This is a genomic window from Epilithonimonas lactis (assembly GCF_900110605.1).
GTDB classification, from domain to species: domain Bacteria; phylum Bacteroidota; class Bacteroidia; order Flavobacteriales; family Weeksellaceae; genus Epilithonimonas; species Epilithonimonas lactis.
Genome location: NZ_FOFI01000001.1, coordinates 858,184 through 874,417, shown reverse-complemented (window position 1 = coordinate 874,417; position 16,234 = coordinate 858,184). Strand labels below are relative to the sequence as shown.

Annotated in this window: 15 protein-coding genes; 8 read left to right on the top strand and 7 right to left on the bottom strand. The window is 37.7% G+C overall.

What is annotated here, in order from left to right:
- The first annotated feature begins 4 nt into the window (after positions 1-4).
- Both BMW39_RS04095 and BMW39_RS04090 read left to right on the top strand, forming a co-directional pair.
- Positions 5-439, top strand: a complete 435-nt coding sequence (locus BMW39_RS04095) for a type I restriction enzyme HsdR N-terminal domain-containing protein (protein ID WP_034977573.1) — start codon at positions 5-7, stop codon at positions 437-439.
- Positions 440-506: 67 nt separating this feature from the next.
- Positions 507-2,993 carry an AsmA family protein gene (locus BMW39_RS04090; protein ID WP_034977568.1) on the top strand — a complete coding sequence of 829 codons (2,487 nt, stop codon included), beginning with the start codon at positions 507-509 and terminating at the stop codon, positions 2,991-2,993.
- 203 nt (positions 2,994-3,196) lie between these two features.
- Here the strand turns inward: BMW39_RS04090 and BMW39_RS04085 are convergent, their stop codons facing one another.
- The 6 genes from BMW39_RS04085 to BMW39_RS04060 form a co-directional block, all read right to left on the bottom strand.
- Entirely contained in the window at positions 3,197-4,204 is a 1,008-nt protein-coding gene (locus tag BMW39_RS04085; protein ID WP_034977565.1) for a vWA domain-containing protein, read from the bottom strand.
- Positions 4,205-4,208: 4 nt separating this feature from the next.
- Positions 4,209-5,198, bottom strand: a complete 990-nt coding sequence (locus tag BMW39_RS04080) for a vWA domain-containing protein (protein WP_083391878.1) — start codon at positions 5,196-5,198, stop codon at positions 4,209-4,211.
- A 50-nt stretch (positions 5,199-5,248) separates the two neighbouring features.
- A complete protein-coding gene (locus tag BMW39_RS04075; RefSeq protein WP_051880006.1) occupies positions 5,249-6,196 on the bottom strand; it encodes a BatD family protein in 948 nt (315 codons plus the stop codon).
- A 36-nt stretch (positions 6,197-6,232) separates the two neighbouring features.
- A complete protein-coding gene (locus BMW39_RS04070; protein ID WP_034977559.1) occupies positions 6,233-7,093 on the bottom strand; it encodes a DUF58 domain-containing protein in 861 nt (286 codons plus the stop codon).
- A gap of 46 nt (positions 7,094-7,139) precedes the next feature.
- The gene (locus BMW39_RS04065; RefSeq protein ID WP_034977557.1) at positions 7,140-7,529 is read right to left on the bottom strand and encodes a four helix bundle protein; all 390 of its coding nucleotides are present in this window, start codon (positions 7,527-7,529) and stop codon (positions 7,140-7,142) included.
- A gap of 203 nt (positions 7,530-7,732) precedes the next feature.
- A complete protein-coding gene (locus tag BMW39_RS04060; RefSeq protein WP_034965374.1) occupies positions 7,733-8,737 on the bottom strand; it encodes an AAA family ATPase in 1,005 nt (334 codons plus the stop codon).
- 221 nt (positions 8,738-8,958) lie between these two features.
- On the opposite strand from BMW39_RS04060, the gene BMW39_RS04055 reads away from it, so the two are divergent.
- A complete protein-coding gene (locus tag BMW39_RS04055) occupies positions 8,959-9,435 on the top strand; it encodes a DinB family protein (protein ID WP_034965372.1) in 477 nt (158 codons plus the stop codon).
- 3 nt (positions 9,436-9,438) lie between these two features.
- Positions 9,439-9,873 (top strand): hypothetical protein, encoded by a 435-nt coding sequence (locus BMW39_RS04050; RefSeq protein ID WP_034977554.1) that lies wholly within the window; start codon positions 9,439-9,441, stop codon positions 9,871-9,873.
- 41 nt (positions 9,874-9,914) lie between these two features.
- On the opposite strand, the gene BMW39_RS04045 is transcribed toward BMW39_RS04050, so the two are convergent.
- Positions 9,915-11,276, bottom strand: coding sequence for a T9SS type A sorting domain-containing protein (locus tag BMW39_RS04045; RefSeq protein ID WP_034977551.1), 1,362 nt, complete (start codon positions 11,274-11,276; stop codon positions 9,915-9,917).
- Positions 11,277-11,375: 99 nt separating this feature from the next.
- Between BMW39_RS04045 and rlmB the strand changes: the two genes are divergently transcribed.
- The 4 genes from rlmB (at position 11,376) to BMW39_RS04025 (ending at position 16,205) form a co-directional block, all read left to right on the top strand.
- Entirely contained in the window at positions 11,376-12,131 is a 756-nt protein-coding gene (gene rlmB / locus BMW39_RS04040; protein WP_034965369.1) for a 23S rRNA (guanosine(2251)-2'-O)-methyltransferase RlmB, read from the top strand.
- 73 nt (positions 12,132-12,204) lie between these two features.
- The gene (locus BMW39_RS04035; protein WP_245750442.1) at positions 12,205-13,245 is read left to right on the top strand and encodes a DUF6263 family protein; all 1,041 of its coding nucleotides are present in this window, start codon (positions 12,205-12,207) and stop codon (positions 13,243-13,245) included.
- A 28-nt stretch (positions 13,246-13,273) separates the two neighbouring features.
- Complete coding sequence (locus tag BMW39_RS04030) at positions 13,274-13,501, top strand: hypothetical protein (protein ID WP_034977546.1); 228 nt, start codon at positions 13,274-13,276, stop codon at positions 13,499-13,501.
- Between the two features lie 166 nt (positions 13,502-13,667).
- Entirely contained in the window at positions 13,668-16,205 is a 2,538-nt protein-coding gene (locus BMW39_RS04025) for a YfhO family protein (protein ID WP_034977543.1), read from the top strand.
- Positions 16,206-16,234 lie beyond the last annotated feature (29 nt).

Here is a 16,234-nt window from a genome sequence, read left to right as displayed (position 1 = left end):
ACGTATGCAGGTTCCGAAACTTAACTTTGAAAATGACTTTGATCTGCAGATCAAACAAGACAAAGATACATTTTTTATCTATGATCTGGTAAGGAAAAACTGGTTCTTGCTCACGCCCGAAGAGTGGGTGCGACAGCATTGGTTGCACTATTTCCGGTTTGTAAAAAAGAAAAATCTGTCATCATTGATCCTGGAACAAAAGCTGGAACTGAACGGCACAACCAAACGAATCGACCTTTTAGTCACAGAAAAAACAAAACCAAAAATCCTGATCGAATGCAAAGCACCGAACATCGCTTTGAAACAAATTCATTTTGAGCAGATTGCGCGTTACAACAGTTTGATCGGTGCAAAACAAATCATCATCAGCAACGGACTTCATCATATCTTTGCAGAACATACAGAGAATGGTTATCAGTTTCGTAAGGATTTTGAATAAGTTAATAATAATGATTTATAATTTTGGAATAAGTATTGTTTATACCGAAATCTGAAACGGACACAGAATGAATGAAAAAACTACTAAGCCATCTAAACTGAAAAAAATATTGATTATCACAGGAAGCATTATTCTTGTGTTATTTTTGATATTTCCTTTTGCGCTGGATGCTTACCTGAAGCGTAAACTTCCAGACCTCATCAACGATAAAACACCTTATCATCTCACGTTGGACCAATTCGATCTCGATCTATTTTCTGGTAATTTGAATGCCGAGAATTTGGTCATTAATAATAAAAACAAAAAAGATTCTACGGTAACACAGATCAATGGAACGGTAAAAGAACTAAAAATTGAGGATTTCAGTATTTGGAAAGCAGTTTTTGATAAGACCTACAAAGCCAAAGATGTGGTTTTGACAGACCCGAATATCGCCGTCGTTTTCGCCCCGAAAAAAGATAAAACCAATCAGAAAAAGAAGAAAATAGATATTGCTTTGGAAAACATCATTGTCTCAAACGGCAATGTGAAAATCCAGAATCATAAAGGAAAAATTTTGTTCAATGGACAAAATGTGAACATCAAACTGACGAACATCAAGCAAAGTGACGATGCTTCCAAAATTCCTTTGGCCTTCGAAGAGTTCAAGATCGATGCGCAAAATGTGGTGGTGACGGCGAACGAATTCTATGAAATCAATGCTAAAAAAATATCGGCGAAGAATAAAACTTTGAACATTCTTGGTTTTCATCTAAAGCCTATTCAAAATGCGAAGAACTACAACGCTAAAAGTATTTTTGATTTTTCTTCTGATGAATTGAGTGCGACCAACTTTTTGGTGGATCAAGATTCGTTGATCGTGGATCAGGTCGATTTTGTAAAACCAGACCTGAAAATCACTTCCACAGGCAAAAAAACGGTGGAGAAGAAAGCGGAAAAAGAGAAGGAAATGAACCTGAAAATCGGGTTGAAGAATATCAACTTCAATCAAGGGAAAATATTGGTTCTGCAATCTGATCTTCAGAAAACTGCGTCCATCGATAACTTTAATTTCAAACTCAGCAATATCGTTTTTGATAAGAATACGGTGAAGGAAAAAATCCCGTTCCGATTTACGAATCACAATATCGAAGCTGAAAATATCTATCTGAAGACCGATGATCTGCAAGCACTGAAAATCGGAAAGATCAAATCAGAAAATCAAGATATCACCATTGACAATTTTGAGCTGATCCCACTTGGAAAGAGCAGTCACAAAGATGTTCTTGACATTAAAACAGATAAGATCCTGATCACGAATAACCAATCCAGATACATCGGTCAACAATTGAATTTGAACTTTGCCGGAATCGATGTGGTGAATCCAAAGATCAAAATTTACGCTTCAAAGCATCCATCTAAAGCTAAAAAGAAAAGTTCAACGATGCCAGACTTCAAAGCCTTGGTTGGGAGATTCAATATTAAAAACGGGACTTTCAAACAGATATCGGAAGGAAAAGAAAAGTTGTCCGTTGGTCAGTTTGATATCAATCTTAATGAGATCAAATCTGATAAAAATATTGCCAAAAGTGATCTGCCTTTCACCATCAAAAACCATTTGATCACGGCAAAAACCATCAACTTGGATGCAGGTAAACATTACAGACTGAAGTTGGCTTCATTAAAAAATTCTGGGAAACAGACCGATCTTCAGAATATGGAATTTCTGCCAAAATATTCACGAACAGCCTTCAGCAAAGTGATTGCTGTAGAAGAAGACCTTTATACTATCAAAACAAAGCACATCACGATCACGGACAAAGATTCGAAGATCGGGAAAAATACGGTCATCAATCTGGACAAGATCCTGATAGACAATCTGAACTGCAACATCTATCACGACCTTGCACCGCCAGACGACCATGCGGTGAGATATTTGTTTGCAAAGAAATTGAGAGATGTGAAATTCCCGCTCTTTGTGAAGCAGATCCAGATCAGAAATTCGGCGTTGACCTACGAGGAAAATGCTGAAAACGCCAATAAGCCTGGGAAATTGACCTTCGAGGACTTCAATGCGACCATCAACAATGTGAATAATACAAAGATCAAAGGTTTGCCGACGATGATCACTGTTGATTCTGATTTCAAATTCTATGGAACGGCGCCTACGAATGTGACCTGGAAATTTGATGTGAAAGATATGGAGGACAAATTCACAATCGTTGGAAACATCCAAAAATTGTCTGCCGACAATGTAAATCTATTTGTAAGACCTTATCTGAATGTGACCTTGGACGGGAAGATCGATTACATCAAATTTGATTATTATGGTTCCAGCGCAGGAATTGCGGGGAAATTCTATTTCAAATACAAAGATATGTACGTGAATTTCATCAATAAAAATAATGGAAAAGAACGTAAAATCCTAAGCACGATCGCCAATTGGTTTGTCAAAAATGAATCGACAGGAGAACCAGACCACGTGAAAATCGAGAAAAAAAGAGATCCTGAGAAAAGTTTCTTCAATATGTTGTGGCAAGGTATTATGGAAGGTCTGAAGAAATATGTTATTTGATCTTGATAGTTATAAATCCTAATTTGGCTACAAGTCGTCACTAAAAATCTTGAACAAAACATCGACTATGCGAAGCTGCAGCCCGGCTTGAACGGAGCTCTTTTTTTCATTGCGGCCCCTGAAAACGCTCTTTTGCTTGTTGACATGTCGTACGCAATGACAAAAAAGCGGGAGTGGAAGACGGAAAAGCTGCCCAAATATTCTTAAAGATTAAAATCCCTTTTCGGATTGAAAAGATAGATCAGAAAGAAAAACAACACAGAAACTGCCAGGAAATATTGGTAGTAATGGACCGAAGACTGTGAGCTGATCGTCGTGGAACTGGAGCCCGCAGACTTTTGCAGTTCGGTCGTCAAATGATTGATAGCCTCCTCCAGATTGTTACCGTTGAAGTAGCTTCCGCCCGTTGATGTCGCGATATCCGTGAGTGCTTTGGTCTGCAGTTTGGAAACGACCGTTTCGCCATAAATATCAGATTTGTAACCCATCAATTGGCCATAATAGTACTCTGGAATCGGTGCGCCTTCCTCGGTCCCGACTCCAATCGTTGTCACTTTGATGCCATGTTTTTTTGCCAGGTCTATGGCTTCGTCTTCATGGCCTTCGTTGTCTTCCCCATCGCTAATCAGGACGACGTTTTTCGAACCTTTGTTAATGTTCTTAAATTTTTGGGAAGCAATTTCCATCGCTTTTAGAAAGTCGGTTCCCTGGTTTTGCACAACACTGGTCTCGATGCCGGAAAGGTAAGTTTCCGCCGCCGAATAGTCACTGGACAAAGGCATCACAGAATAAGCATCGCCTGCAAAAACCACAATCCCTACTCTATCATTGGTCATCTTTTGAAGGGAATTGATGATGATATTCTTGGCCTCGTCCAAACGGCTTGGCTGGATGTCTTGCGCATTCATCGAGTTGGAAACGTCCAAAACGAAAATCGTATTGCTAACATTCTGGGTGACACTGATCTCTTCTTTTCCGCCTAATAGATCGATGATGGCAAAAATTAGAAATAGAAATCCAAACAGGTAGAGAATTGGGAAAATCTTTGCGAACCAAGACGTCTTATCAAAGAGTGTTTCCTGAAATCTGTCCTCCGCAAAAATATTCCGCCTTTTCCCTTTCCATCGGATATAATGAATGATAAAGTAACCGATGACAGGCAACAGCAGAAGTAATAATAGATAGTAATAATTTCCTAAAGACCAATTCATCAGCTTAATTCAAAATTTTAAAAATGACCCAACGAAACAAAGCGTCCAACAACAAAAATCCTAATGCGATCCAAAGGAAGATCCTGAAATATTCCTCATAATTGTAAAGCTTTGAAGTCTTGACATCAGATCGTTCCAGTTGGTTGATCTCGTCATAAACGGTCTGAAGGCTGTTATTATCTGTCGCCCGGAAGTATTTTCCGCCTGTCAATTGTGAAATGTCCATCAAGGTATTTTCATCAATTTCTGTTTTTTGTTCTGTGAAAACGATGTCGCCAAATATATTGGTCCCTGTAGGGAACGCTGCAAATCCGTTGCTTCCAATTCCGACCGTGTAAACTTTGATGCCGTTGTTCTTCGCCAATTCGGCAGCGATCTGCGGAGGCATCGCGTTGATAATGGTATTCACGCCATCCGTCATTAGAATGATGATCTTGCTTTTTGCTTTGCTGTTCTTAAGGTGATTCACCGCAACCGATAATCCTTCTCCAATCGCAGTTCCAGGTTGCAGTTCCAAAGGATTTAATTGATTGAGTTCATCTACAACCACTTGATGGTCGGTCGTCAAAGGAACTTTCGTGTAGGCTTCTCCTGAGTAGGCCACCAAACCAATTCTGTCATTTTCCCTTTTGTTGACGAAATCGACAGCAATCTTTTTCAACGCTTCCAAACGGTCCGGATCTAGATCTTTTGCCAACATACTGAGTGAAACATCCACAGAAAGCATAATGTCAATTCCCTTGGATTCATCGCGGTCCTGGGAAATGGTGTAAGTTCTTGGTCGTGCCAAAGCGATGATAAGCGCTGTGAGAATAAAATATTTCGAAACCTTCAGAAAGGTCATTACCAGAGAGATGTTTCCGCTTGGCCGCATATTCTGAACCGAAGGAACAGCAATTCCCCGACTTTTCTTTTTGCCCGCATCCAAGATGAACAATGGAATGAACAAAATAAAAAGCAATAAAAACCAGGGACTGTAAAATTCGAAATTCACGGGTTGATTATAATTGATAAATGATGGTTGATAATTGATTGAATGAAACTTTACGTGTTTTTATTTCTAAAGTTTTCTTGCTCTCCGCTGTTCAAAGTTCTTAGATTTTCTGCCTCAACATCTTTGGTCGAACGTTTCACAAAATCTCTGATGTCTGCAAAATCCTTGGACATGATCTCCTGATTTGGAATTGTTTTCGCAAACTTCACGAGGTCGCCACGCAAGAAGATATCTTCCACAATTTTCTCGTTTTCCTCAGAAATGGCGTTGGTCGATTTCATATATGTGATGAGATCATCCGTCAACAGAACATCTGCAGGAATCTGATATTGTTTTGTAATGAATGCTCTGGAAATCTCGATTAACTCTACATAAAAAGCACGGAAATTTTCATTCTCGATGTAATTTTTCTTTTTCAATTTCTCCAGATCCTTCAAGGTTTGATTGGTTGTAACGGCTGGGCTGCTTTTGCGCTTTCGTCCATATTTTACAATTCCAATGATCAAAACGATGATGGCAATGAACAACAAAGCCAGAAGAATGTAGAATTTATAAAGTTCCCAATAATCTTTGACATCCAAACGAACTTCCTTGTTCTTCATAATGTCATTGATCTGATCACCTTTTTTGGCTGTGTTGATGACCTCCACTTCGTAAGGAATGGTCTTCAGGATCTTGTCTCCGACTTTGACCTCAATTTCTGGAATCGTAAATTTGCCTTCCTGGAAAACCGCAAATTTCACCGACCTTAGATAAATATCTTTTTGTACCGCAATACTGTCATTCACCATTTCAAAATGAAAAGGCAACAACTCATTTCTCGCCGCGATCTGCACATCTTTGCCATTCAGATCCAAGATCTGGATCTTGAAAATCGCCACTTCTCCCAACGCCAAAGTCGTCTTATCAAGATTGGATGATAAGGTTTGCGAAAATCCTAAAAATGATGTGAGGATAAAAAAGAAAAAATATAATCTATATGTTTTGAATCTTTGCATTTGCAATTTCTAACTTCTAATAACTAATTTCTAAATCTATTTCTTAAAATATTGATACAAAAACTTGCTGTAATCATCTGATGTTTTAATATCTAAAAAATGAGCCGATGAATTCTCGAATTCTTCTTTTGTCTGGCGCATTTTTCGTTTTTGTTGTTCGGCAAAATCGTATCGCCATCTAGCGCTGGAAGTGTTTGCCCAAACTTGCTGACCAGTTTCCGCATCACGAAAAAATGCATAACCAATGTCTGGGATCTCCATATCTTTTTCGTCAAAAACACGAAGTCCCAAAACTTGATGTTTTCTGGCAGTCACATTTAGGATTTTTTGGTCAAATTCATCTTCGAAATCCGAAAACAAAAACACCAAAGATTTTCTTTTGAAAACGCTCATCATATAATTGAAAGCCAAATCCAGATTGGATTTTGTAGGAACATAATCTGCCGACAAAATGTTGCTGATGATGGACAAAACGTGTTTTCTACCTTTCTGTGGCGGAACCACTTTCAGAACTTTGTCGGCGTAGAGAATCAATCCGATTTTGTCATTGTTTCCAGCGGCCGAAAATCCAAGAGAAGCGCAGATTTCTGCAACAAATTCTCTTTTCAACTGAGTTCTCGTTCCATAATCCATCGAGGCGGAAACGTCCACGACAAGCATCATTGTGAGCTCGCGTTCCTCTTCCATTACTTTTACGAACGGCTCGCGGAAACGTGCGGTTTTGTTCCAGTCCATTCTTCGGGTGTCATCACCAAATTGGTATTGGCGAACCTCAGAAAAAGTCATTCCCTGACCTTTGAATGCACTGTGATATTGCCCCATAAGCGATGCTTCCGTCTTCTTACGAGTCCGGATTTCTATCTGCTTTACTTTTTTGACAATGTCCTGTATTTTCAAAGTTCTTTAATTTTTAGTTTAAAGTTTTTACAATTCAACTTTAATACTATTTATATTTTGAACCTTTCAGTTCACTATTTTTTAAATAATTAATAAACGCTCCAATCCTTTTACTTAATGTTTCGGTTTGTTCAATCAATATTTCAAATTTCTCTTTTGAAATAAAATTCCTATCAAAAACCCTATACAATTGTGACCGTGTTTCTCCACAGGATGCTTTAGCAATTGAAAGAAATTGGATAAATTCTTTATTACCGTTTCTTTCAAAACCCTCAGCAATGTTGTCCATTACTGAACCAGAAGAACCATCAATTTGATTACAAAGCCTATAATTGTTTTTAAGATTACTTTCTTCTATAACTTGATAAACTTCTTTACAAAGTATTCTTGATAATTGCCAAATTTCTAAATCTTCAAACTTTTTAACCGTTGCCATAACCTTGAAAATTATAAACTTTAGACATTGAACATTGTAGTTTTGGCGGTCATCGGTTGATAGTTTTCAGACCTCTTAGTTTTTTCAAAAACAATAGGACGACTGACCACTATCAACAGATTAACCAAATTTTAGAACAATATTTGTCCTGAATATTCTTAATATTTTCTCAAACTCAAAAACTCTCAAACCCTCCAACTCATTTACGGCGCTTGTATCTTTGCCAGAATTTTATTCACAATATCGTCTTGAGTTACTTCCTCGGCCTCCGCTTCGAAACTTAAACCAATTCTGTGTCTCAAAACATCTTTCGCAATTTCTTTCACATCTTCCGGGATAACGAATGCTCTTCCTTTGATGAACGCATAAGCTCTGGAAGCAATGGCCAGGTTGATACTTGCTCTCGGTGAAGCACCAAAACTGATGTAATTTTTGATTTCGGACAAGCCGTATCGCTCTGGAAAACGGGTTGCGAAAACCATATCCAGAATATATTTTTCAATTTTTTCGTCAAGGTAAATTTGGTTGATGAGTTTCTTGGCTTCAACAATTTGGTTCAAATCCACCACTTTTCTGATTTGCGGAATATCCTGCGTCGAAATCATTCGCATCACCTTTCTCTCATCCTCGAATTCGGGATAATCGATTTTACATTTTAACATAAAACGGTCGGTTTGCGCTTCTGGCAAAAGATAAGTTCCCTCTTGGTCAATTGGATTTTGAGTCGCTAATACGAGAAAAGGTTTTGGTAAAGGCATTGTTTCATCGCCAATCGTCACTTGTTTTTCCTGCATCACCTCGAGAAGTGCAGACTGAACTTTCGCCGGCGCACGGTTGATCTCATCTGCCAAAACAAAATTCGCAAAAACAGGTCCTTTTTTGATACTGAAATCGTTGTCTTTCACGCTGTAAATCATCGTTCCTACAACATCTGCGGGCAACAAATCCGGCGTAAACTGGATTCTGGAAAATTGTCCGTCAACAGCTTCCGACAAGGTTTTGATGGCCAAGGTTTTTGCCAATCCTGGAACACCTTCCAAGAGAACGTGTCCGTTGCCAAGAAGTCCGATGAGCAAACGGTCTATCATATATTCCTGCCCGATGATGGCGCGGTTGATTTCCTGTTTTAAGATGGAGAAAAAGTAATTTTGTTCTTTAACTTTTTCGGTAAGTTGTCTGATATCTTCTGCTTGATTCAATTCTGACATATCAATTAATAAAAATAATTGGTAAATTTCACATAAAATCCAGCAACAGCAAACATAACAATTGCCAAACTTCCGTTAAATATTTGTTAAAGAGATGGAAGTTGGAAGCCAGATGATGGAAGTTTTAGGCAAAGTGATTTACTTTTTGCTAATAAATCTCAATAATTTGTCGTTTATTTATAATTAATATAACTTTGAACTAAATAAATTTCTCTCCGAAAATGAATTATCATTTTGCCAATCATAGACAGGTTCGAAAAAACCTTTTAAATATTCTACAAACGACCTCAGAAAAAGACCTTCTGACAATCCCGGACGGCTTCAACAACAACATCTATTGGAACATCGCGCATTGCGTGGCTCAGCAACAGTTGCTTTGCTATTATCTCAGCGGAAACCAGTTCCGCATCGACAAATATTGGGTGGAAACCTACAAAAAAGGAACGTTCGCCAACGTGGATGTGAAACAATCCGAAATGGAGGATTTGGCTTATCTATTAATTGAAACTTCAAAAATCCTGATGAAAGATTACGATGATGACTTCTTCTCAGATTACACGCCCTATTCCACGAGTTTTGGGATTGATTTGAAAAATGTGCAAGACGCCATCATCTTTAATAATATGCACGAAAGCATTCATTACGGTTATATTTTGGCTCAGAAAAGAGCTTTGATTGCGGAAGGATTAAGTTTATAATTAATGAAATTCAGATTCCTTTTTCCAGTTTTCCTCTTGGGAATTTTATCATTTTCGAAATCCGATAATGAGCGATTCAAATATTACCAACCTATCAGCAAAACTCAGGAAATCGAAGTTCTGTATTTGACTTGGGATGACTCAACGCTTCCGAATTTCGTGAAAGTTTCGGATTACAAAAAATACGTTGATAAGGCTGAACTCTTTGCGCATTGTTTCTACGTCGATTCCAAAGACCCAGAGAAAAGGAAATTCAAAATTCCGGTGACGACGGATAAACTCATCAAGAAAATCCCTTTAAAAATAAAAGGAAAATTCTTCAAGACCAAACAATTCGACGATACGTTTCCAACGCCACTTTTCGAAGATTACAGAAAAACCGGTGATTTGAAATTCAAAACTGAGAATGGTGAGTTTTTGGTTTTTGTGTTGGATTAATTATAAAAAAACGCTTCCCAGATTTGAGAAGCGTTTGAATTTTATTTTTTAATAAACTTAGAAGTTTGTTCTCCTAATTCTGTTTTCACTTTCAAAAGATAATTTCCTTTTTGTAAAGTAGAAACATCTATTTTAGAGTCGTTTATTTTTTTTCCATTTCTGATTTTCTTTCCTTCTAGAGAATAGATCTCGTAATCAAAAATTGAAACATAATTTTTAATATTTAAAGTATCTTTTACTGGGTTTGGAAAGATTTGAAGACTTTCTTTTATATTTTCTGAAACTGAAAGTATCTCCTCACCATTTATTCTTACAATTTGTTTTTTATTAACTCCATTAAATGAAGTGAAATATCCACAAACCAATATTTTACCATCTGGTTGTAAAATCATCCGTCGAACCTCTCCTCCGGTGTCAAATAATTTATCTGCACTTCCATCTGACTTCAGACGATGAAATTTGCTGGTTGAAAAAAAATTTCCGTTAGTTAATATTTTTCCGTTAGGCAGAACAATCGCTGAATGGGCGCTGGCTGAATTATTTTTTACAAATGTAGTATCCAAACTCCCGTTGATATTAAGACGTGCAATTCCTCCGGTCTCTACATTATTAAAAGAAGAAAAACCTCCGCAAATTATTATCTTCCCGTCTGGCTGTACTGCCATAGTATAAATTGGAAGATTACTACCCGAACCAATTGCGTTGAAGCTCGTATCCAGACTGCCATTACTATTCAATCTGGCAATAGTTCTTTTGGCAATATTGTCATAAGTACTTATATAACCGCCAATCAATATCTTTCCATCAGATTGTAAAATAACAGAATTAAGATTATTATTAGATCCAACTGACGAATCAAAAGTACCATCTAAACTCCCATCTGTATTCAAACGCGCAACCTTACCTCTCCGCACTCCATTGTAGTAATCAAAATCACCAGCAATGAGAATCTTACCATCTGTTTGTTGAACTACAGAGTAGATACTGGTGTTAGCACCAGAACCACCAGCATTAAAAGTATCATCTAAACTTCCATCTGCATTTAGTCGTGTTACATATCTCTTTTCTATATTATTAAATTTTGTAAAATCTCCCGTTATTATAATTTTCCCATCTTCCTGTACAATAATATTTAGAACTCTACCTTCTAAACCTGCTCCTATATCAAAGTTTTGATCAATGCTTCCGTCATTATTTAACCTTGCAATACCTTTTCTCGCAATACCATCGAAGGTAGTAAAATCACCAGCAACAATGATTTTACCATCTTTTTGCAAACCCATAGCCATAATACTATAGCCATTTGAACCTGCACCTGTATTGAAGTTTGAATCTAAAACACCATCCTGAGCAGATAAAAGGAGATGAAATACAGAATAAAAAAGTAGAAATATTTTTCTCATAGTTTAATTTTACGCGAAATTATAAATTAATCGTAAATATTGTAATATATTAAAGAACTAAAATCAAAAACCTTACTTTTGCAAAACAAAATCTCATTAATGAATCCAGAGAAAAAAGACGATTTCATATTCGGTTTAAGACCAGTGATGGAAGCCCTAGAAGCCGGAAAAACCGTAGATAAAATATTTTTACAAAACGCTTTGACGGGCGAAATTTACTTCGAGCTGAAGCAACTTTTGGCCAAGCATAATCTCCGCCCAAACTACGTTCCCGTAGAAAAACTCAACCGTTTTACAAGAAAAAACCACCAAGGTGTGGTGGCCTTTATTTCAGACGTTCCATTCCACAAAATCGAGGATGTTTTGCCTCAGCTTTTTGAAGAAGGAAAGACGCCATTTATCTTGATTTTAGATAGATTGACCGATGTTCGAAACTTCGGAGCTATCTGTAGAACCGCAGAATGTGTGGGCGTTGACGCGATTTTGATTCCTGAAAAAGGTGGCGCACCAATTAATTCTGATGCGATTAAAACTTCGGCTGGAGCGATTTATAATATTAAAATCTGTAAAGAAAAAAATCTTGCGCACTCGGTAGATTTCCTTCAGCAAAGTGGCATCAAAGTATTCTCTGCCACGGAAAAGGCGCAGAAATTGATATACGACGTGGACTTCACAGAACCGTGCGCAATCGTGATGGGAAATGAGGAAACAGGAATCTCAAAAGAGGTGCTTCACCACTCCGATGAAAAAATAAAATTGCCAATCGAAGGTAAAACCCAATCCCTGAACGTCTCTGTAGCGTGTGGTGCGATTCTTTATGAAGCCGTGAGACAGAAGATAGTTGTTGCTGGTTGATAGTTTTTGGTTGATAGAAATCAACTTGATAATTATCAAAACATCAATTATAATTTATTATTAAACATCAATTATGAAAAAAATAACAGCGCTTGCGCTAATTGCAATAGCATTGGTCGCTTGTAAAAAGGAAACAAAAACCGTTACAAGAGTTGACCCGAAAACCGGAAAAACCGAAACCGTAACCGTGGAAGTTTCCGAAGAAGAAGCTTCAAAACCAAAAGCAATAGCTGACAGCAGTGGCGTTTTCAAACAAAAATTCATTCTGGACAAAGGCGTGACTTACCCGTTGGTTTCTTATCAAAGAGAAATCCAATCGTTGAACACACCAGATGGCAAAACAATGTCTGCAACTACAGAAACAACGGACGAAATGTCTGTAACAGTCAACGATTTCAAAGATAACATCTACGATTTGACCTTGAATATGGTAGGCAAAAGAATGTCCAATACTTCAAATGGAAAAACGGTTTCCATCGATACGAAACAAGCCGCTCCAAAAGAAGAAGCGCTTAAAATGGATTATCTTGTAAGCAAAGGTCTGGCAGGAAATAAACTGAATGTGAAGATGGATGCTTACGGCAATATCAAGTCTGTAACTGGATTTGATGTCGTTTACAACAATCTTAAAAAGGCAATCGCTGGAACCGTGAAGGACACAAAACAGCAGAATGCTTTTATTGAAAGTTTCAAAACTGGCTTCAACGAGGCAATGATGAAAGAACAATTAGGCAAAAATCTAAAACTTCTTCCAGCAAAAGGAGCAAAAATCGGTGACAAATGGACCGATTCTGAAGATATCGTTCCAGGCAAAGTAAAACAAACCTTGACTTTCACCCTGACAAAAGTTGAAGATGGAAAAGCGGAAATCAGTGTGACTGGCGTGATTCCTTCAAAATCCGACAAGCAAACTCAAAACGGAATGACGCACACGATGAGCGTTGGCGGAACAGAGAGCGGGAAAATCATCATCGATGAAAACACAGGCTGGCTTCTAAACCAAAACCTGAGCATCAAGACCAATCAGAAGGAAAGTGTTTCTGACGGAAAACAGACGCAGAGTATGAGCAAAAACTCGACGACGTCTATCATTATCAATCCTTCGTACAAATAGATTTTAGAATTAATTAAAAAATAAGGAAATGAAGTACATTTTCGAATTTATCATCGCAACCATCATCATATTCTTCGTTTGGAATATCTTGAAGAGAATCTTTTTCAATGCGTTTTATAAAAACTTTCCGACCTTAAATCCAAAAAATCAACAACAAAACCAGCAAACCAGTTCGAAAAAAATGCCCGAACAAAAAGTTAAATGGGATGCGGAAACGGTGGATTTTGAGGAAATAAAAGAGGAGAAAAAGCAATAGTCAGATTCTGACATAAAATAAACATAAAACCTTTCAGATTATTAAGTCTGAAAGGTTTTTTAATATTAAATTTGGAATTTGAAATTTTAAAGTCATTTGATAATTGATATCAATTGTTAAAACGCTGATTTCAAATCTAATATCAAAAGCTTAATATCTAACATCTATGTTCAAAAACAAGAAAAATCTCATTTTCATCCTTGCAAGTTTGGTCGTTTTCATTTTGCTGGCGATAGTTTACGCCAATCCTGTCATTTCGGGGAAACGTCTGATGCAACACGATATCGTTTTCTACAAAGGTGGCGCGGAAGAACTTTTACAATACCGTGCGAACAACGAAAATGAAACCTATTGGAGCGACGCAATGTTTGGCGGAATGCCGACTTACCAAACTGGCGCGCAATTCCGTGGCGATGTCATCAAGAAAATTGATGATTTGTTTTTGTTCCTTCCAAAGCCTGCGAATTATTTGTTCTTGCTATTTGCCGGATTTTTCTTTTTGGGAATGGTGGCTGTTAGAAATTGGAAATATGCTTTGCTCGGAGCGACATTCTTCGGATTGTCAACTTATTTTTACATTATTATTTCGGCTGGACACAACGGAAAAGTTCATACTATTGCCTACTTTGCGCCATTGGTAGCTGGGATTTTATTGGTCTATTTTAGGAAAAAATATATTCTCGGATTCATCACCACTACCCTATTTATGGGACTTCAGATTTGTGCGAATCACCCACAGATGACTTATTATCTATTTCTCGGATTAGGATTTTTGTTCCTCTCTGAATTAATAAGAGCCATCAAAGGAAAAATCGAATGGAGACATTTTCTTATTTCGACAGGAATCGTTGCAGTGGCTGGAATCATCGGCGTTGGAATGAACTCGCAAAGAATAATGGCAAATGCCGAATACGTGAAAGAAACCGTTCGTGGAAAACAAATCCTGAACGATAAAAATCACACCGCCGGAAAATCCGGAATGGACAAAGAAAGCATCACGATGTGGAGCTACGGAAAACTGGAAACGCTTAACTTATTCATTCCTAGATTAATGGGAGGCGCAAGTCAGGAAGAAGGTTCCGACAAAATAATGGAGCAAATCCAAGTTTTGGCTCAGGACAACATCAAATCCCAACAAGAATACGATATGTTTCTCAGAGGTTTCGGAAGTCCGACTTATTGGGGCGACCAGCCGAGCACTTCGGGTCCGGCTTATCAAGGTGCAGTCGTTTGTTTCCTTGCGGTCTTAGGATTTTTCTTTGCCGGAAGAAAGTACAGATATTGGATTTTGGGTGCTTCGATTTTGACGATTTTCTTGGCTTGGGGAAGCAATTTCTCTGCGCTGACAGATTTCTTCATCGATTATGTGCCGTTGTACAACAAGTTCCGTGCGCCGTCTTCTATCTTGGTGGTTGTGGAATTCTTGTTTCCTCTGATTGCAATTCTTGGTCTATATAAATTCTTTACGGATGAAAATCTGACCGAAGAGTACAAAAAGAAAATCTTGCTTTACGTTTCAGGAAGTGTTCTAGGAATCACATTGATTTTGATGGTTTTCGGAAAAGGAATTTTAGGTTTCTATACTGCGAATGAGAAAACTTATCTTCCGCCGTATGTGTTGGATTATTTGATTGATGAAAGAGCGTCGATGTTCCAAACCGATGCTTTAAAGGCGATTATTTATGTTTTGATTACAGCTGGCGTTTTATTTTTTGGATTAAAGAAAAAACTGAACGTCAACATCGTTTTATTAATTATCGGATTCGTGAGTTTGTTTGACCTTTGGACAGTGAACAGACGTTATCTGAACGATGATAATTATGTTGATAAAACCTTCGCCGATTATCCTTTCCAAACGGAAAATTCGGAATATCTGATGAGCAAAGCAGGCGACAATTCTTTTGTTCAAAGCCTTCTTCAACAGACCGAAGTGAACAAGGCCTTACAAACCATCGCTGAAAAAGACAAAGACCATTACAGGATTTTCAACAATGTTTTGGGGACTTTCAGCGAGACAAATACTTCTTACTTCAAATCTTCAATCGGCGGTTATCACGCGGTTAAACTGAGACGTTATGATGATTTAATCAATAAATATTTCTCGACCACAGACCAGGTAAAAACCATCCGAATACTGAATATGCTGAACACCAAATATTTCTTGGTTGGCGACCAGCAAAAACCAGAAATCTCGCCAAACCCTGAAGCCAACGGCAATGCGTGGTTTGTTTCTGACATCAAATTCGTAAATAACCCAAACGAAGAACTGAATGAAACAGGAAATCTTGACACAAAAAAAATCGCTGTGATTTCTAAAGATGACAAAGCTTATTTCAACGGGAAAAATCTGGTAAAAGATTCAACCGCGTTTTTGGCTTTGAAATCTTACCAGCCGAATGAATTGTCTTTTGATTCATCTTCCAAAACATCTCAATTGGCGGTGTTTTCCGAGGTTTATTACCCTCACGGCTGGAATGTTTACTTGGACGGAAACAAAGTGGATTACATCAAAGCAAATTACCTTTTGAGAGCGCTTTACGTCCCAGCAGGAAAGCATAAAATTGAAATGAAATTTGAACCAGCCGTTATCGAAACTGGGAAATTATTTTCTTTGATAAGTTTTGGATTGTTTGTTTTGTTGAGTTTGATTGGGATTTATTTTCTGTTTAAGGATTCTCGGAAGTCTGAGATTGCGAAAGCTTAATTAAATTTTTAATTCAATAATCACAAACA

Coding starts and splice junctions, on each gene's coding strand:
- BMW39_RS04095 (WP_034977573.1), top strand. CDS start 5: ATGCAGGTTCCGAAACTTAACTTTGAAAATGACTTTGATCTGCAGATC.
- BMW39_RS04090 (WP_034977568.1), top strand. CDS start 507: ATGAATGAAAAAACTACTAAGCCATCTAAACTGAAAAAAATATTGATT.
- BMW39_RS04085 (WP_034977565.1), bottom strand. CDS start 4,204: ATGAATTGGTCTTTAGGAAATTATTACTATCTATTATTACTTCTGCTG.
- BMW39_RS04075 (WP_051880006.1), bottom strand. CDS start 6,196: ATGCAAAGATTCAAAACATATAGATTATATTTTTTCTTTTTTATCCTC.
- BMW39_RS04065 (WP_034977557.1), bottom strand. CDS start 7,529: ATGGCAACGGTTAAAAAGTTTGAAGATTTAGAAATTTGGCAATTATCA.
- BMW39_RS04060 (WP_034965374.1), bottom strand. CDS start 8,737: ATGTCAGAATTGAATCAAGCAGAAGATATCAGACAACTTACCGAAAAA.
- BMW39_RS04055 (WP_034965372.1), top strand. CDS start 8,959: ATGAATTATCATTTTGCCAATCATAGACAGGTTCGAAAAAACCTTTTA.
- BMW39_RS04050 (WP_034977554.1), top strand. CDS start 9,439: ATGAAATTCAGATTCCTTTTTCCAGTTTTCCTCTTGGGAATTTTATCA.
- BMW39_RS04045 (WP_034977551.1), bottom strand. CDS start 11,276: ATGAGAAAAATATTTCTACTTTTTTATTCTGTATTTCATCTCCTTTTA.
- rlmB (WP_034965369.1), top strand. CDS start 11,376: ATGAATCCAGAGAAAAAAGACGATTTCATATTCGGTTTAAGACCAGTG.
- BMW39_RS04035 (WP_245750442.1), top strand. CDS start 12,205: ATGAAAAAAATAACAGCGCTTGCGCTAATTGCAATAGCATTGGTCGCT.
- BMW39_RS04030 (WP_034977546.1), top strand. CDS start 13,274: ATGAAGTACATTTTCGAATTTATCATCGCAACCATCATCATATTCTTC.
- BMW39_RS04025 (WP_034977543.1), top strand. CDS start 13,668: ATGTTCAAAAACAAGAAAAATCTCATTTTCATCCTTGCAAGTTTGGTC.